The sequence below is a fragment of the Micromonospora globispora genome (genome assembly GCF_003857015.1).
GTDB classification, from domain to species: domain Bacteria; phylum Actinomycetota; class Actinomycetes; order Mycobacteriales; family Micromonosporaceae; genus Micromonospora; species Micromonospora globispora.
Genome location: NZ_QGGF01000109.1, coordinates 1 through 2,402 on the forward strand (window position 1 = coordinate 1; position 2,402 = coordinate 2,402).

At 68.5% G+C, this 2,402-nt stretch carries 3 protein-coding genes; 2 read left to right on the forward strand and 1 reads right to left on the reverse strand.

The features are described from left to right. Window positions 1-196: 196 nt before the first annotated feature. Entirely contained in the window at window positions 197-688 is a 492-nt protein-coding gene (locus DKL51_RS03985) for an Lrp/AsnC family transcriptional regulator (protein ID WP_124811732.1), read from the reverse strand. A gap of 104 nt (window positions 689-792) precedes the next feature. On the opposite strand from DKL51_RS03985, the gene DKL51_RS03990 reads away from it, so the two are divergent. Next, window positions 793-1,980, forward strand: coding sequence for an MFS transporter (locus DKL51_RS03990; protein ID WP_124811733.1), 1,188 nt, complete (start codon window positions 793-795; stop codon window positions 1,978-1,980). 33 nt (window positions 1,981-2,013) lie between these two features. Then, a partial coding sequence (locus DKL51_RS03995; protein WP_185734697.1) for a pyridoxamine 5'-phosphate oxidase family protein occupies window positions 2,014-2,402 on the forward strand: 389 nt, incomplete at its 3' end.

Consider the following 2,402-nt stretch of genomic DNA (forward strand, 5'->3'; position numbering starts at 1 on the left):
CGTCGAACTTGGCGAATGACTACCGGACCGGCAGGAGTGGACACCCGGCAGACGTGATTGAGTGTGTACGTGGCGCTCTATCCGGTGGGTGACCTGTGAGGGCACCGGGAGGCTTGCGGGCCGGGGGCTGAGCGTTGGCGCCGTGAATGTTCCGGTAGATCGGCTCGCGGAGTCGTGCGTTGAGAGGGGCGGTCGCTTACCGGACCCAGCCGGGAGAGTGCGTGGTCGTGTGGGCCTCGGCTGGCGGCGGCTGTACGGGCCGACCGTCGTACTGGGTTGACAGGACGATGTGTGAGTTCATCTCGCCGTGCTCGCCGAGGCGTTCGAGTAGCCCTTCCAGGTGCGGCATCGACGCCACGCGTACCTTCAGCATGGTGCAGGAGTTGCCGCTCAACTTGTGCACCTCCACGACCTCAGGAAAGTCATCGGCGCCCGTGGTCTTGAGTAGGCAGCGGCCGAGCGCGCACCGCAGTTGAACGAACGCGGTCAGCGGGAGGCCAGCCCGGGCCGGGTCGATCCGGGCCTGGTAGCCGCCGATCACCCCGGCTTCTTCGAGCCGGCGCACCCGCTCGGCGACCGCGGGCGATGACATGTTCACGAGGCGCCCGAGCTGGTTGTAGGACAGCCGTCCGTCGCGCTGCAGCTCGGCAATGATGCGCCAGTCCGTCTGATCCAGCAGTCTGCTCATACGGCAAGCGTTCCGCGTCTTTGCCTTGCAATCAACAGCCAATCGCACCTGATCAGTGCTCATGGCCCATGTAGCTGAACGGCGGGCCTTCCTAACGTAGGCGCATGCTCATCACCTCGCCGCCACATGCTCGAATGACAACGCGTGGGCGCGCCACGGCCACGCTCTTCGCCACCGCCGCCCTGATGAACGCCGCCATGGCAGCCGCCAGCCCGGTGAGCACGATCGTCGCCGCGGATCGGCTCGGTGCCGTCTGGGGCGGCGTTCCGAACACGGCAGGCATCGTCGGTACCGGAATCGGCGCCATTGTCTTGACCCGGGCGACAAACCGCTGGGGCTGGCGGGCCAGCCTCGCGCTGGGGTATGTGGCGGCGACGGTGGGCGGAGCACTCGCGATCCCCGCCATTGCCGGCAGCGACATCACCATCTTGAGCATCGGGATGCTGCTGCTCGGGCTCGGCAACGCCGGTGCGCTGCTGTCGCGCTACGCCGCCGCCGACCTCTACCCCGTGCAGCTGCGGGGATCCGCGATCGGCACCGTGGTTTGGGCCGGCGCCGTCGGTGCGGTTGGCGGGCCGTTGCTACTCGCGCCGGTGAGCGTCACCGCAAGCCACCTGGGCTGGGTTGCACTGTCCGGCCCGTTCCTGTTCGCGTCGCTGGCGAGCGCGCTCGCCGCCACCGCGCTGTTCGCGCTACCGGTTCGTCAGCCGGAGCCGGTGCACTCGCGCGTCCCTCTGCGCGACCTGGTGCGGACCCCGACGGCCCGGTCGGCGTTGGCCGTCATGGCCACCGGACAGGTGGTCATGGTCGCGGTCATGACCGCGGCGCCGCTGGACATGCACCTACACCACCAGGAGCTGGGCGCAGTCGGTATGGCCCTGTCCGCACACACGCTGGGCATGTTCGCACTGTCACCGCTGACGGGATGGCTGCTCGATCGGGTCGGCTCCCGACCCGTCATGTTCGCCGGACTGCTCACCCTCGCGATCGCGACCGCGCTGGCCGCGACCACGCCGCACAGCCAGGCTCTTCTGCATGTCGCGGCGTTGTTCCTGCTGGGCTACGGCTGGAATCTCTGCTTCATCGGCGGCAGCGGCAGGCTGGCCAGCGGCCTACCAGCGGCGGAGCGGGCGCAGGTGGAAGGCGCCGTCGACGCGGCAGTGTGGGCAGTCGCGGCCACAGCGAGCCTGGCTTCCACCGCCGTCCTGTCCACCGGCGGGTACACGCTACTCGCCGGGCTGGCGGGCTCACTCGTGGCGCTACCAGCGGTCGCGCTTCTCAACCGGAAATAGTCGAGCATCACCAGCAACCAGGAGGATGACGTCGTGGCGAACTGGCAGGAGATCGAGAAGGATGCCCCGGACTTCGCGGCGCGCGTCCGCGCCAGGTTCGCGATGGGTACGAACAAGACCATCGCGACCCTGCGCAAGGACGGTTCACCCCGCATCAGCGCCTCGGAACTGCAGTTCGACGACGGGGAGGTGACCCTCGGGATGATGGGCGGCTCGATGAAGCTGCTCGACGTGCGCCGCGACCCTCGCATCGCCGTACACAGCCCGACCGTCGAACCGCCCGGGGACGATGCGGAGGGATGGCCGGGAGACGCGAAACTCGCCGGCACCGCCGCACAGGTCGACCCACCAGCCGACAACCCTCACCAAGGCGCCGGGTTCTTCAAACTCAACATCACCGAAGTCGTGCTGACCTACGTTGG

What these genes read in the sequence shown, in the direction of transcription:
- DKL51_RS03985 (WP_124811732.1), bottom strand. Translation starts at nt 688, where the DNA reads ATGAGCAGACTGCTGGATCAGACGGACTGGCGCATCATTGCCGAGCTG.
- DKL51_RS03990 (WP_124811733.1), top strand. Translation starts at nt 793, where the DNA reads ATGCTCATCACCTCGCCGCCACATGCTCGAATGACAACGCGTGGGCGC.